Source organism: Pseudomonas sp. 18175 (genome assembly GCF_050432925.1).
GTDB lineage: Bacteria > Pseudomonadota > Gammaproteobacteria > Pseudomonadales > Pseudomonadaceae > Aquipseudomonas.
The window spans coordinates 223507-237366 of the sequence record NZ_JBKFTO010000001.1 but is presented as its reverse complement, the minus strand read 5'-3'; the positions used below and the strand labels follow the sequence as shown (position 1 = coordinate 237366).

The 13860-nt window shown below is 60.6% G+C and carries 10 protein-coding genes; 3 read left to right on the top strand and 7 right to left on the bottom strand.

Going from position 1 to position 13860, the window contains the following annotated elements; translation table 11 throughout:
- Positions 1 to 13 precede the first annotated feature (13 nt).
- Together ACLD1Y_RS01015 and ACLD1Y_RS01010 are read right to left on the bottom strand one after the other, a co-directional pair.
- On the bottom strand, positions 14 to 1990 hold the full coding sequence (locus ACLD1Y_RS01015; protein WP_429474660.1) for a methyl-accepting chemotaxis protein: 1977 nt from the start codon (positions 1988 to 1990) through the stop codon (positions 14 to 16).
- Positions 1991 to 2169: 179 nt separating this feature from the next.
- Positions 2170 to 3087 (bottom strand): LysR substrate-binding domain-containing protein, encoded by a 918-nt coding sequence (locus ACLD1Y_RS01010; RefSeq protein ID WP_429474658.1) that lies wholly within the window; start codon positions 3085 to 3087, stop codon positions 2170 to 2172.
- 152 nt (positions 3088 to 3239) lie between these two features.
- On the opposite strand from ACLD1Y_RS01010, the gene ACLD1Y_RS01005 reads away from it, so the two are divergent.
- Entirely contained in the window at positions 3240 to 4643 is a 1404-nt protein-coding gene (locus ACLD1Y_RS01005; RefSeq protein WP_429474656.1) for a NorM family multidrug efflux MATE transporter, read from the top strand.
- A 128-nt stretch (positions 4644 to 4771) separates the two neighbouring features.
- Here ACLD1Y_RS01005 and ACLD1Y_RS01000 read toward each other — a convergent pair whose 3' ends face one another.
- Positions 4772 to 6436, bottom strand: coding sequence for a putative bifunctional diguanylate cyclase/phosphodiesterase (locus ACLD1Y_RS01000; protein ID WP_429474654.1), 1665 nt, complete (start codon positions 6434 to 6436; stop codon positions 4772 to 4774).
- Positions 6437 to 6691: 255 nt separating this feature from the next.
- Between ACLD1Y_RS01000 and rep the strand changes: the two genes are divergently transcribed.
- Both rep and ACLD1Y_RS00990 read left to right on the top strand, forming a co-directional pair.
- Entirely contained in the window at positions 6692 to 8701 is a 2010-nt protein-coding gene (gene rep / locus ACLD1Y_RS00995) for a DNA helicase Rep (protein WP_185709973.1), read from the top strand.
- Between the two features lie 58 nt (positions 8702 to 8759).
- The gene (locus ACLD1Y_RS00990) at positions 8760 to 9332 is read left to right on the top strand and encodes a xanthine phosphoribosyltransferase (protein WP_124526902.1); all 573 of its coding nucleotides are present in this window, start codon (positions 8760 to 8762) and stop codon (positions 9330 to 9332) included.
- 132 nt (positions 9333 to 9464) lie between these two features.
- Here ACLD1Y_RS00990 and ACLD1Y_RS00985 read toward each other — a convergent pair whose 3' ends face one another.
- The 4 genes from ACLD1Y_RS00985 to alr all read right to left on the bottom strand — a co-directional run bounded on the left by ACLD1Y_RS00985 (position 9465) and on the right by alr (position 13854).
- Complete coding sequence (locus ACLD1Y_RS00985) at positions 9465 to 11387, bottom strand: acetyl-CoA hydrolase/transferase C-terminal domain-containing protein (RefSeq protein WP_429474651.1); 1923 nt, start codon at positions 11385 to 11387, stop codon at positions 9465 to 9467.
- A gap of 137 nt (positions 11388 to 11524) precedes the next feature.
- Complete coding sequence (locus ACLD1Y_RS00980; protein WP_019819811.1) at positions 11525 to 11935, bottom strand: c-type cytochrome; 411 nt, start codon at positions 11933 to 11935, stop codon at positions 11525 to 11527.
- Positions 11936 to 12115: 180 nt separating this feature from the next.
- A complete protein-coding gene (locus ACLD1Y_RS00975; protein WP_003176893.1) occupies positions 12116 to 12664 on the bottom strand; it encodes a cupin domain-containing protein in 549 nt (182 codons plus the stop codon).
- 116 nt (positions 12665 to 12780) lie between these two features.
- Positions 12781 to 13854, bottom strand: a complete 1074-nt coding sequence (gene alr / locus ACLD1Y_RS00970; RefSeq protein WP_429474648.1) for an alanine racemase — start codon at positions 13852 to 13854, stop codon at positions 12781 to 12783.
- Positions 13855 to 13860 lie beyond the last annotated feature (6 nt).

Here is a 13860-nt window from a genome sequence, read left to right as displayed (position 1 = left end):
GCCCCACATTATGTCAGCGGAAGCGATCTACCTCATGACGCAAGCCTGCCGCCAAGGTCTCAAGCTCCTTGGCCGTGATCGCCAGATTCGACACCACCTCACGTTGCTCACTGTTCGCCAACGCAATGCTCTGCAAATTACTGCTCAGCAACGTTGCCGTACTGCTCTGCTCCTGAGTCGCCGTGGTAATCGCGGCGAACTGCTGCCCCGCCGAACGGCTTTGCTCATCGATACGCGCCAAGGCAGAAGCCACGTCGGCATTGCGCGACAGGCCTTCCTGCATCAGCACATTGCCGCGCTCCATGGTGGTGATGGCGTTGCCGGTTTCCTGCTGGATGCTCTGGATCATCCCAGAGATCTCGTCGGTGGCCTCTCGGGTGCGCGATGCCAGGTTACGCACCTCGTCAGCGACCACGGCAAACCCACGGCCTTGTTCACCGGCGCGGGCAGCTTCGATGGCGGCATTGAGCGCCAGCAGGTTGGTCTGATCGGCAATGGAGGTAATCACACCCACAATCCCACCAATCTCCTGGGAACGCTGCCCAAGAGTGTTGATCACCGTGGCCGTGCTGTTGAGCGCAGTGGCGATGTGTTCCAGGGACGACGACGCCTCTTGCATCGACGTGCGGCCGATACGGGTTTGCTGGGCGTTTTCCTGGGCCAGGCGTTCGGTATTGCCCATGTTGTCGGCGATATTCAACGACGTGGCGCTGAACTCCTCCACCGCCCCAGCCATGCTGGTGATTTCACCGGACTGTTGCTCCATGCCTTCATAAGCACCGCCGGACAAACCGGACAACGCCTGAGCCCGGCTGTTGACCTCTTCGGCCGCCTTGCGAATGTGGGAAACCATGGTCGACAACGCTTCGCCCATCTGGTTGAAGCTGCGGGCCAACTGGCCGATTTCGTCATGGCTGGACACGTTCAGGCGTGCGCTCAAATCACCCGCGCCCAAGGCTTCGGCCTGGCGCACCAGGTCGCTCAAGGGCTGCAACTTGCTGCGCAGCAGCCACACCGCAGCGCCCACCGCAAACAACATCGCCAGCACGCTGCCAATCACCAGGCGAATGCCCACAGCCCAGGTGACCTCACGGATTTCCGCCTTCGGCATGCTTGCCACGACCGACCAAGGGCCACCGTCGAATGGCACCGCGACGCTGTAGAAGTCTTCGTTCTTGTCCGTCCAGAAGTGCCCTGCACCCGGTGTCTTGGCCAGGTCGAGCATCACCGGGACTGCTTGGTCCAGCGCCTGCACGCCCGCTGGCGGCACCAGCCAACGCTTTTGCTCATCCAGCAGGGCCAGCGAGCCGGTCTTGCCGATGCGGAAGCGCTTGAGGTTGTCGAACTGCGCGTTCTGCGCGTCGGTGTAGTCGAAACCGACGAACAACACCGCAATCACCTTGCCGGCCGCGTCGCGCACCGGTGTGTATTGGGTCATGTAGGAGCGTTCGAACAACACCGCACGGCCGACGTAGCTCTGCCCGGCCAGCAAACGTTGGTAGGCCGGGTGCTGGTGATCCAGCGCAGTGCCGATGGCGCGGCTGCCATCCTGCTTGGTCAGCGATGTGCTGATGCGGATAAAGTCCTCACCAGTGCGCACGAACACGGTGGCCACGCCGCCCGAAGTGTCCTTGAACTCATCGACCTCATCGAAATCGTTGTTCAGCACATCGCTGCCCAGGTACAGGCCAGGGGTTTGTACCCCGGCCACGCTCACCGGCTGATCCGCACGCACGCTCAAGCCAGCGCCAAAGCGCTTTTCAAACAGCCCGCTCAAACGCTGGGTACTTTCGCGCAAGGTGCTGTGGAAGGTATTGAGTTGGTCGGCGAGCAAGCGCGCCTCGCTGGCCAGGTGTTCCTCGCGGGTGTCGAGGTTGGCAGAGTCGAGGGAACGCAAGGCAAACACGGTACTGCCGCTGATCACGACAGCCAGAATCACGGCTAACGCGAGGCCAAGCTGGGAAGCGATCCGAGCGCGAGGTTGAGACATGACAGCTCCTGGCCGAGGCCAGGATCATCCTGATCTCATAGCGCTGCTCGGCAAATTATCTAGTGGGAAGCGTTGGTGCACGATGGTTCCAACACACCTACTTCGGCGGGCGCGATCAATACTTGAGCGAATCACAGGGGTATGCCGCAAACGATTGCACGGTGATGTGTGTCTGCCCGTTACAGGCGTTCAACGGGAGGCAATTCCATGGCATTGACCTCGCTTTGCAGAAAATCCGCCAACCTTCGCAAACGCTCACCGCCGGGACGGGTTTTCGGCCATACCAAATAGTAGTTTTCCCCGCTGGCCACAGCAGTAGGCCACGGCAGGCTCAGCCGTCCTTGGGCCACGTCCTCGGCCACCATCAGCAAATCGCCCATGGACACGCCGTAGCCCCGGGCGGCAGCAATCATGCCCAGTTCCAACGTATCGAACACCTGCCCACCCTTGAGCGATATCCGCGATGACAACCCCATGCGTTCCAGCCAGTTGCGCCAGTCCCGTCGATCAGGCGTGGGATGCAGCAGTTCGGCGGTCGCCAGGCGCTCGGCGTCCCAAGGGCCATCATCCAGCAAATTCGGCGTCCCCACAGGAATCAACAACTCGGGAAACAGGTAGCAAGCCTCCCAATCGGCGGGGAAGTGCCCGTAGCTCAACAGTACCGCGCAGTCGAAGGGCTCCTGGTTGAAGTCCACTTCGTCCACGCTCATCCACGCGCTGGTCAATTGCACCTCATTGCCTGGCTGCAACGCCCGGAAGCGACTGAGCCGGGCCAGTAACCAACGCATGGTCAGTGTGGACGGCGCCTTCATGCGCAGGATGTCATCTTCGGCGTTCAAGGTATGGCAGGCACGTTCCAGCGCTGCGAAGCCCTCGCGCACGCCGGGCAATAACAGTCGGGCGGACTCGGTGAGCTGCAGGCTGCGACCACTGCGCTGGAACAGCCGGCAGGCGAAATGCTCCTCAAGGGTGCGGATATGTCGGCTCACCGCACTTTGGGTAATCGACAGTTCCTCCGCTGCGCGGGTGAACGAGTTGTGTCGAGAGGCAGCTTCAAATGCCCGCAGAGCATAAAGAGGAGGAAGACGACGAGACATGAGGAAAACTCCGACAGCAGGACAGCAAAACCCTACCAGAATCAATCAAGCATGACTTTTAATCATGCCAACGATCGCTTTTATCCCTTTGTGCAACGGGCTGTAAGCGCCGAGAATCAACCCTTCTACAACCTTCTGACTATTTGAGCGTGATGATCATGCAGCATCCGGCACGTACCGAACTCTGGGCCATTCTGCGGCTGTCGGGGCCGTTGATTGCCTCACAGTTGGCGCACATGCTGATGGTGTTGACCGACACTCTAATGATGGCGCGCTTGAGCCCCGAAGCCTTGGCCGGTGGCGGCCTGGGCGCAGCCAGCTATTCGTTCGTGTCGATCTTTTGCATCGGCGTGATCGCTGCGGTGGGCACGCTGGTGGCAATCCGTCATGGCGCAGGTGATATCGAGGGCGCCACCCGCCTGACCCAGGCCGGGCTGTGGCTCGCCTGGCTGATGGCCCTGGCAGCGGGCTTATTGCTGTGGAACCTCAAGCCGCTGCTGCTGATGTTCGGGCAGACCGAAACCAATGTGCATTCGGCGGGGCAATTCCTGACGATCCTGCCGTTCGCCCTGCCCGGTTACCTCAGCTTCATGGCCTTGCGCGGGTTCACCAGCGCCATCGGCAAGGCCACCCCGGTGATGGTGATCAGCCTCTGCGGCACGGTGCTTAACTACCTGCTCAACCACGCCTTGATCGAGGGCATGTTTGGCTTGCCCAAGCTGGGCCTGATGGGCATCGGCCTGGTCACCGCTATCGTCGCCAATGGCATGGCGTTGGCACTGATGTGGTACATCCGCAGCAACCGTGCGTATGCCGCCTATCCGCTGAGTAACGGCCTGCTGCGCCTCAACACCCAGTACCTGCGCGAGTTGTGGCGCCTGGGCCTGCCGATTGGCGGCACCTATGCGGTGGAAGTCGGGCTGTTTGCCTTTGCGGCGCTGTGCATGGGCACCATGGGCAGTACGCAACTGGCATCGCATCAGATTGCCCTGCAAATCGTCTCGGTGGCATTCATGGTGCCGGCGGGGATGTCCTACGCGGTGACCATGCGCATCGGCCAGCATTACGGTGCAGGTCAGTTGCTGCAGGCGCGCATGGCCGGACGGGTCGGCATCGGCTTTGGTGCCATGGTGATGCTGGGATTTGCGGCCGTGTTGTGGCTGTTTTCCGACCCGCTTATAGGACTGTTCCTGGACCATAACGACCCGGCGTTCCACGACGTGATCGTGCTGGCCGTCAGCCTGCTGGCCGTGGCGGCATGGTTTGAATTGTTCGACGGCGTGCAGACCATCGCCATGGGCTGCATCCGCGGGCTGAAAGACGCCAAGACCACCTTCCTGGTGGGCTTGGGCTGTTACTGGCTGATCGGCGCGCCGTCCGCCTGGCTGATGGCGTTCACGCTAGGCTGGGGCCCGACCGGCGTGTGGTGGGGCTTGGCACTGGGGTTAGCGTGCGCGGCGGTGAGCCTGACCTGGGCGTTTGAGGCGAAGATGAAGCGGATGATTCGGCAGGAGCCGGATGTTCAAGCCTCATTTCAGGCCTCACAGACAGAATAAAGGCCTTGCTCGGTCAAAAACTGTGGGAGCGGGCTTGCTCGCGAATGCGGTATGTCAGGTAAAAATTTATTGACTGACCCACCGCATTCGCGAGCAAGCCCGCTCCCACATTGGATTGGGTTTGCAACTCAACCAAGCAGCGCCTGCTGGCCTTTTCCGAAGGTGAGGTATTCCACCAACTCCAGCAGCGGCAACGGCTTGCTGATCAGGTAACCCTGGGCCTGGTCACATCCAAACAACCTCAGCAACGCCAGTTGCTCGGGGGTTTCCACACCCTCCGCCACCACTTCCAGGTTCAGGTTATGCGCCAGGTTGATCATGGCGTGTACCAGCTTGCGGTTTTCCTCACGCCCTTCCATGCCGCCGACAAAGCTCTTATCCACCTTCAACAAGGCAATCGGCAGGCTGTTGAGGTGCACGAACGAGGAGAAACCAGTACCGAAGTCATCCAGGGAAAACCGTACGCCGAGGCGGCCGAGGGCATCCATGGTCTGCTTGACCAGGTCGCTGCGGCGCATCACGGCGGTTTCGGTCAGCTCGAACTCCAGCCAACGTGCGTCCACGCCACGCTCGGCGATCAATCGGCTAAGCGTCGAGAGCAATTGGCCGTCCTGAAACTGGCGAAATGACAGGTTGACCGCCATGTGCAGCGGCGGCAAGCCGCGCTCGCGCAGGTCTTGCATGTCGCGCAGGGCCCGGGAAATAACCCAATACCCCAACGGCACGATCAGGCCGCTTTGTTCGGCCAGGGGCACGAATTCGCTGGGTGGCAACAAGCCGCGCTCGCCGTGACGCCAACGCACCAGGGCTTCCAGGCCGACGATGCGCCCGTCGTCCAGGTCCAGCCGGGGTTGGTAATGCAACTCCAGTTCATCACGACGCAAGGCGCGGCGCAGCTCCGTTTCCAGGTCGGCGAGGCTGCGGGCGTTGCGGTTGATACGTTCGTTGAAGATATGAAAGGTGCAGCCCTGGGTGCTCTTGGCTTGCTGCATGGCGATATGGGCGTGCCACATCAGTGGGTCGGCACCCGCACGGGCGCGGGCATGGGCCACCCCCAGGCTGCAGCCGATCAGCAGGCTCTCGCCGTCCACCCAGTAGGGTTCGGCCATGACTTCGGTGATGCGCTCAGCCATCCACTCGGCGCGCTGGGGCGCTCGGCGGGTGTCGATCAGCAGGGCGAACTCGTCGCTGCCCAGGCGGGCCAACTGGTCACCGGCTTCAAGCTGGCTTTTAAGCCGCGACACCACTTGCAGGATCAACCGGTCGCCGGCCTGGTGGCCGAGGGCGTCGTTGGCGTGGCGGAAGTTGTCAAGGTCCAGGTGCCCCAACGCCAGGCCGCGACCGTCGTTCTCGGCCAGACGCGCCGCCAGCAGGGTCTGGAAACCCTGGCGGTTGGCGATACCGGTGAGCGGGTCCTGCTCGGCCAGGCGTTGCAGGGTGTTTTCCAGCAGGCCGCGTTCGCGAACGTGGCGCAGGCAGCGCCGCAATGTATCGGCGTCCAATACATCACGGACCAACCAATCGCTGACACCCAGGGGAGAAACCAGCGGCTCCTGTTCCAACAGCAACACGCACGGCAAGCTGCAACGGCCAGGGCCGGGTTGCAGGCTGGGCGTGGTCAATAGCACGGCGCTGTGGTCGTCGTCGAACAAACGACTCACCGAGTCCCAATTTGGCGCGCTGATCAGCACAGCCCCATCGCCCATCGGCGCCAGGCACTCGCGCAACAACGCTGCCCACGCGGGCTCATCGGCCAATAGCAGCAAACGCAAGGGTTCGACAGGCGTAGACAAGCTAGCTCCCTAGACTCTGCAAAAATTTCGTTGGCGGCGGGCATTATGACGTGCGGGCTGATAATCACCAATGATAGGGGTTATCAAATACACAGATTACGAACAATAGTCCCAAATGCCCTCACATCCTGCGGCAAAGTATCAAAACCGGCAAATTTAGATCGAGCGGTACGTCACACCGTCGTTCTGACAGAGCAGAATCCTGCCAGCCTGTTAAAATGCCCGCCCTTTTGAATAACGACTCCTGAACTCTGTATGTCCCGACTCAATCCCCGGCAGCAAGAAGCCGTGAACTACGTCGGCGGCCCTCTATTGGTGCTCGCCGGTGCTGGCTCCGGCAAGACCAGTGTGATCACCCGAAAAATCGCGCACCTGATCCAGAACTGCGGCATCCGCGCCCAGTACATCGTCGCCATGACCTTTACCAACAAGGCGGCGCGGGAAATGAAAGAGCGCGTCGGCACCCTGCTCAAGGGTGGCGAAGGCCGTGGCCTCACTGTGTGTACCTTCCACAACCTGGGGCTGAACATCATCCGCAAGGAGCATGTGCGGCTGGGCTACAAGCCGGGCTTCTCGATCTTCGATGAGACCGACGTCAAGGCCCTGATGACCGACATCATGCAAAAGGAATACGCAGGCGATGACGGCGTGGATGAGATCAAGAACATGATCGGCGCTTGGAAAAACGACCTGATCCTGCCGCCCCAAGCCCTGGAAAACGCGCGCAACCCCAAGGAACAGACCGCCGCCATCGTCTACACCCACTACCAGCGCACGCTCAAGGCGTTCAACGCGGTGGACTTCGACGACCTAATCCTGCTGCCCGTGAAGCTGTTCGAAGAGCACGCCGACATTCTGGAAAAATGGCAGAACAAGGTGCGCTACCTGTTGGTGGACGAATACCAGGACACCAACGCCAGCCAATACTTGCTGGTAAAGATGCTGATCGGCACGCGCAACCAGTTCACCGTGGTGGGCGACGACGACCAGTCGATCTACGCTTGGCGCGGCGCCCGCCCGGAAAACCTGATGCTGCTCAAGGACGACTACCCCTCCTTGAAAGTGGTGATGCTGGAGCAGAACTACCGCTCCACCAGCCGCATCCTGCGCTGCGCCAACGTGCTGATCTCCAACAACCCCCACGAGTTTGAAAAACAACTGTGGAGCGAGATGGGCCACGGCGACGAGATCCGCGTAATCCGCTGCCGCAACGAAGATGCCGAAGCCGAGCGCGTGGCTGTAGAAATCCTCAGCCTGCACCTGCGTACCGACCGGCCCTACAGCGATTTCGCGATTCTTTATCGCGGCAACTACCAGGCCAAGCTGATCGAGCTGAAATTGCAGCACCACCAGGTGCCGTATCGTCTGTCGGGCGGCAACAGCTTTTTCGGACGCCAGGAAGTAAAAGACCTGATGGCCTACTTCCGGCTGATCGTGAACCCGGACGACGACAACGCCTTCCTGCGCGTGATCAACGTGCCGCGTCGGGAAATCGGTTCCACCACCCTGGAAAAGCTCGGCAACTACGCCACCGAACGCAAAATTTCCATGTACGCCGCCACCGACGAAATCGGCCTGGGCGAACACCTAGACACACGCTTCACCGATCGCCTGTCGCGCTTCAAGCGCTTCATGGACAAGGTGCGCGAACAATGCGCCGGCGAAGACCCCATCAGTGCCCTGCGCAGCATGGTCATGGACATCGACTATGAAAACTGGCTGCGCACCAACAGCTCCAGCGACAAAGCCGCCGACTACCGCATGGGCAACGTCTGGTTCCTGATCGAAGCGCTGAAGAACACCCTGGAAAAAGACGAAGACGGCGAGATGACCGTCGAAGACGCCATCGGCAAGCTGGTGCTGCGCGACATGCTTGAGCGCCAGCAAGAAGAGGAAGACGGCGCCGAAGGTGTGCAGATGATGACCTTGCATGCCTCCAAAGGCCTGGAATTCCCTTACGTGTTCATCATGGGCATGGAAGAAGAAATCCTCCCGCACCGCTCCAGCATCGAAGCCGACACCATCGAAGAAGAACGCCGCCTGGCCTACGTGGGCATTACCCGCGCACGTCAGACGTTGGCCTTTACCTTTGCCGCCAAGCGCAAGCAATACGGCGAGATCATCGATTGTGCCCCCAGCCGGTTCCTGGACGAACTGCCGCCAGACGACCTGGCCTGGGAAGGCAATGACGACACCCCGACCGAGGTGAAGGCCGTGCGCGGCAACACTGCCTTGGCGGACATACGCGCGATGTTAAAGCGCTAGAATCGACTACTTTTTAATCTACTTTCGGCGCACGTTGCGCCAACAGAGGAAGCTTTCCGTGGAAGCACTGCACAAGAAAATTCGCGAAGAAGGCATCGTGCTTTCCGATCAGGTACTCAAGGTCGACGCCTTTTTGAACCACCAGATCGACCCGGCGCTGATGAAGCTGATCGGCGACGAATTCGCCGCGCTGTTCAAGGACTCGGGCATCACCAAGATCGTCACCATCGAAGCCTCAGGCATTGCGCCGGCGATCATGACCGGCCTGAACCTGGGCGTTCCGGTGATTTTCGCGCGCAAGCACCAGTCCCTGACCCTGACTGAAAACCTGCTGTCGGCGACCGTGTACTCGTTCACCAAGCAGGTTGAAAGCACCGTGGCGATCTCCCCGCGCCACCTGACCAGCAGCGACCGCGTGCTGGTGATCGATGACTTCCTGGCCAACGGCAAGGCGTCCCAGGCGCTGATTTCGATCATCAAGCAGGCCGGCGCAACCGTTGCCGGTTTGGGGATCGTGATCGAGAAGTCGTTCCAGGGTGGTCGTGCGGAATTGGATGCGCAGGGTTATCGGGTTGAGTCGTTGGCGCGGGTGAAGTCGTTGGCGGGTGGTGTAGTGACCTTCATCGAGTAATTCGCTGCGAACACAGATCAAAATGTGGGAGCGGGCTTGCTCGCGAATGCGGAGTGTCAGTCAGCAGATTTACCGACTGATACACCGCATTCGCGAGCAAGCCCGCTCCCACATTTGGTTTTGTGGTGTTTGTCAGTGCGCGGTGGCCTGTAGGCCGGCGAGCAACAAGCGCTGATACAAATCCTCTTTCAGCCCCTCCGGCTTATCCAACCCCATCCGCTCCAGATGCGCGGGAAAAGCCTCCGGCTCCGGCGCATCCAGCGCCGCCTTGCCCAACTCCAACATCTCCGTCAGTTTGAATTTGCTCTTGAGCCAATTCAGCGCCCGCAACAGATCCCGTTCCTCATCCGTGAAATCACTGCCCAGCGGGTACTCCGGAAACAACCGTCGATGCCGCGCCTGAATACCCTTGAGCCGCTCCGGCGTGTTGTCGGCAAAGCGCGGATCCAATTGGAAGTCCCTGGGCAGTTTGCCGGCCTGTTGCGCCTGCTCGATCAAACCCTCCTGGAAACGCGAGTCGGTGATATTGAGCAACGCCTCGATCACCTTGGCATCCGTCTGACCGCGCAGGTCGGCGATGCCGTACTCGGTGATGACGATATCCCGCAGATGCCGGGGAATGGTGCAGTGGCCGTAGTCCCAGACAATATTGGAACTCACCTCTCCCGCCGATTCACGCCAGCTGCGCAAGATCAGGATCGACCGCGCACCTTCCAGCGCGTGGCCTTGGGCGACGAAGTTGTACTGCCCGCCGACGCCGCTGAGTACTCGGCCATCTTCCAACTGGTCAGCCACACCGGCGCCAAGCAAGGTCACCATGATCGCGCTGTTGATAAACCGCGCATCCTGGCGTTGCAGGCGCTTGAGTTCTTCCTGGCCGTACAGCTCGTTGATGTAGCTGATGCGGGTCATGTTGAATTCAAGGCGCTTGGCGTGGGTCATTTCCTGCAAGCGCTGGTAGAAACTGCGCGGGCCAAGGAAGAAGCCACCGTGGATCGAGACACCATCGGGCTGTGCAGCATCATCCAACGTACCGGCATTCGCCTGTTCCTGGGTTGCCACATCTGGGTAGACCTTGCGCCGCACAATCCCCGCATCCGCCAGCACCAGCAGACCGTTGACGAACATTTCGCTGCAACCGTAGAGGCCACGGGCGAACGGATCGACGCCGCCCTCATGGCTGATCAGCGGCGCCCATTGGTACACATCCAGATCGGTCAGCAGTAACCGGTACGCCTCGTTATCGGCCTGGCGCGCCAGCAACGCAGCGGTCAATGCATCGCCCATGGAGCCGATGCCAATCTGCAAGGTGCCGCCATCGCGCACCAGAGTGCTGGCATGCAGACCGATAAAGTGGTCTTGGAACCCCACCGGCATATTCGGCGTGGAGAACAGCGCGGTGCTGTCCTTTTCATCCAACAGGTAATCGAAGGCATCCATGCCCAACTCGGAATCGCCGGGCATGTAGGGCAAATCGGTGTGAACCTGGCCGACGATCAGGATGGTTTCCCCGGCGTCACGGCGCTTGGCGATCATCGGCAGCAGGTCGAGGGTGATATCCGGGTTGCAACTCAGGCTCAGGCGGTCCGGGTGTTCGCTGCTGCTGGCCACCAACTGCGCCACCAGGTTCAGGCCGGCGGCGTTGATATCGCGGGCGGCGTGGCTGTAGTTGCTGCTCACGTAGTCCTGCTGGGCCGACTCGCTGTGGAGCAAGCTGCCGGGCTGCATAAAGAACTGCTGCACATGGATGTTTTTGGGCAGGCTGTCTTTGTGCAAGTCGGCGAGAAAATCCAGCTCGGGGTAATCGCCAAACACCCGCTCGATAAAGGGTTCGAGAAAGCGCTTTTGCAAGCCATCCCCCAGCGGCGGGCGACCCAGGCTCAGCGCGGTGTAGATTGTCAGCGACCGCTGCGGCAACTTGGCGATGCGCCGGTACAACGCATTGGCGAACAGGTTGGGCTTGCCCAGGCCCAGGGGCATGCCCATGTGGATATGGGCCGGCAAGCGCGCCAGTACGTCGTCAACTGCTTGTTCGATTGAACACAACTGCACCATCCGAGCCTCCTCAACATTGCGTGATTAGGGGTTGGACAGAGCGTGGCGGGTGTTTGCTGCAATGGCCAGCACTGAAACAAAATTGACGGGCACAAAAAAGCCGCTCGTAAGCGGCATTTTTGGCGAAGATCGGCTGATTAGAGCCCGGACATCTTCTTGATGGCGCCCTTGAGGTCGTCATCCGAACAATCAGCACAGGTGCCTTTAGGCGGCATGGCATTGATGCCCGTAATCGCCTTGGCCAGGATGCCGTCGAGGCCGCCCTGGTGGTCGGCGCGTTCTTTCCAGGCGGCGGTGTCGCCGATTTTTGGGGCACCCAACAGGCCGGAACCGTGGCAGGCGTTGCAGTGCTTGGCGATGATGTCATCCGGGGTTTTCGCCCCGCCGCCGCCAGCGGCAACCGCGACTTCCATACCCTTGCATTCCTGACCCTGGACACACACCTGGCCCACAGGCTCCAGGCGCTTGGCAATATCGTCATTGGTCGCAGCTTGAGCGCTGACAGCCCATAGGGCCAGTACGGTTGCTGGTGCAGCCAGCATTTTCATAATTAGGTTCACGCGTTCACCCTCAATGGTGGCTATTCACGCCTGCGGCCACGGTTTCGCAGGCGGCGAAAGTATAACGGTTAGCCCGCCGGGCCGAAACAACCCTATTAAATAAAGGGAGATTCGGCCGCACGGTTACTGCTGCGGGTGCCTCTGCAACGCTGGCAGGGCGCCTCTTCTTTAAAAGTTCGCGGGTGTGGCTGCGCTGATTAGTCGCGCCGGCACGTCGAACGGATTGCGAAAACGATGGGGCTTGGTGCTTTCAAAGTAGTAGCTATCGCCAGCTTCGAGCACAAAAGTTTCAAGACCGACCACCAATTCCAGGCGTCCTTCCACCAGGATCCCGGTTTCCTCGCCTTCGTGGGTGAGCATTTCTTCGCCGGTGTCGGCACCTGGCGGGTAGATTTCGTTGAGAAACGCAATCGCCCGACTGGGGTGCGCCCGACCTACCAGTTTCATGGTGACGGCGCCGTCAGAGATGTCGATCAGCTCATTGGCTTTATAGACGATCTGCGTCGGTATTTCCTGGAGGATCTCCTCGGAAAAGAACTCGACCATGGACATGGGGATGCCACCCAGCACCTTGCGCAAGGAGCTGATCGAGGGGCTGACGCTGTTTTTTTCGATCATCGAAATGGTGCTGTTGGTGACACCCGCGCGCTTGGCGAGCTCACGCTGGGAAAGACCCTTCAGTTTACGGATGGATTGCAGTCGTTCGCCGACGTCCAATGCAGGAGCCTCCTAGGATTCAGGCTTTGTTGTAATTGAGCGTTATCATGGCGACAGCGTTCAGTATTTACAACACTTGGGCCTAAATCCCGGGCAGCAGTGTTCGTACCTGAAGATCAATCCCCGGAATAGAGCCTCGGCACGCGGCGCAGGTTGCAAAAGATCTGGTAGGGGATGGTTTCGGCAGCCACAGCAATGTCGCTGGCCAGGATGTTTTTGCCCCACAGTTCCACCGTGGAACCGAGACCGGCCTGGGGCACGTCCGTCAGGTCGATGCACAGCATGTCCATGGACACGCGGCCGAGCAATTGGCTGCGCTGCCCGGCTACCAGCACCGGCGTTCCAGTTGGCGCGTGACGTGGGTAACCATCGGCATAGCCCATGGCAACCACACCGATGCGCATCGGTTTGGGCGTGATAAACCTGGCGCCGTAGCCCACTGGCTCGCCGGCCGGCAGCTCACGCACGCAGATCACTTTCGATTCCAGGGTCATTACCGGCTGCAAACGCGCTGCCACGGCCTGGTCTTCGCCAAACGGCGTGGCGCCGTAGAGCATGATGCCCGGGCGCACCCAGTCGCTGACCACATTCGGCCAGCCCATCACCGACGGCGAGTTGCGCAGGCTCACTTCGGCCGATAGGCCTTGGCGCGCCGCTTCGAATACCGCCACTTGTTCATCGCTACGCACGCAATCGAGTTCATCGGCGCGGGCGAAGTGGCTCATCAGTACGATCTTGGCCACCTTGCCGCTGGCCAGTAGCCGTTGGTAGGCCTCGTGGTAATCCTTGGGGTGCAGGCCAACGCGGTGCATGCCCGAGTCGAGCTTGAGCCAGATAGTCAGGGGCTTGCTCAGCTTGGCTTGCTCAATCGCCTCCAGTTGCCACAGCGAATGCACCACACACCACAAGTCATGCTCGTTGATCAGCGGCAGTTCACTGGCTTCGAAAAAACCTTCCAACAACAGCACCGGCGCACGAATACCGGCGGCGCGCAGCTCCAATGCTTCTTCGATGCAGGCCACGGCACACCCGTCGGCTTCGGCTTCCAGCGCCTGGGCCACGCGCACGGCACCATGGCCGTAGGCATCGGCCTTGACCACGGCAAGGGCCTTGGCCCCCGTGACTTCACGGGCCAATTGGTAGTTGTGGCGCAGGGCTTGGAGGTCGATCAGGGCACGGGCAGGACGCATGGCGGC

Bases quoted from the DNA above. Each gene is read 5' to 3' on its own strand.
- ACLD1Y_RS00980 (WP_019819811.1), bottom strand. From the start codon at position 11,935: ATGAAAATGCTGGCTGCACCAGCAACCGTACTGGCCCTATGGGCTGTC.
- ACLD1Y_RS00985 (WP_429474651.1), bottom strand. From the start codon at position 11,387: ATGGTGCAGTTGTGTTCAATCGAACAAGCAGTTGACGACGTACTGGCG.
- ACLD1Y_RS01005 (WP_429474656.1), top strand. From the start codon at position 3,240: ATGATCATGCAGCATCCGGCACGTACCGAACTCTGGGCCATTCTGCGG.
- ACLD1Y_RS01010 (WP_429474658.1), bottom strand. From the start codon at position 3,087: ATGTCTCGTCGTCTTCCTCCTCTTTATGCTCTGCGGGCATTTGAAGCT.
- alr (WP_429474648.1), bottom strand. From the start codon at position 13,854: ATGCGTCCTGCCCGTGCCCTGATCGACCTCCAAGCCCTGCGCCACAAC.
- rep (WP_185709973.1), top strand. From the start codon at position 6,692: ATGTCCCGACTCAATCCCCGGCAGCAAGAAGCCGTGAACTACGTCGGC.
- ACLD1Y_RS01015 (WP_429474660.1), bottom strand. From the start codon at position 1,990: ATGTCTCAACCTCGCGCTCGGATCGCTTCCCAGCTTGGCCTCGCGTTA.